The sequence below is a fragment of the Pseudomonas sp. 2822-17 genome (genome assembly GCF_002742485.1).
Lineage (GTDB): Bacteria > Pseudomonadota > Gammaproteobacteria > Pseudomonadales > Pseudomonadaceae > Aquipseudomonas > Aquipseudomonas cyclaminis.
In genome coordinates this window covers 1-320 of the sequence record NZ_LJRZ01000119.1, presented here as the reverse complement: position 1 = coordinate 320, position 320 = coordinate 1, and the positions used below count along the sequence as shown (strand labels likewise).

Here is a 320-nt window from a genome sequence, read left to right as displayed (position 1 = left end):
GACGAATTCTTTCTCCATGCTCTTTCGCTTGTTGAACAGACCTAATACCATTCTTTTTCCAATCAAAAAGAATTCGATCAATATATCTGAAACTAAGTTTTCCAGATACTACTGACTCCCTAAGAGCAGCCTCTATAATATCCGTAGTATGCTTGTCTTCGTCTAGCCACATGGAAATCATTTCCATTTCCATTGGAGATAGCGGACGTGAAAACTCTTCTTCAAACCTACGGAATAGTTTTCCTTCGGCTAATTGCTTAGTATTATGTTCTTGTTCCACTTCAGCAGTATTCAAAAATAAAATCATTTTTTCAAATAAT

The 320-nt window shown here is 35.6% G+C and carries 1 protein-coding gene; it reads right to left on the bottom strand.

The window, feature by feature from the left end; genetic code table 11:
- Positions 1-320 (bottom strand): DnaD domain-containing protein (locus AOA60_RS01195; RefSeq protein ID WP_143522316.1); only part of this gene is annotated, 320 nt, incomplete at both ends.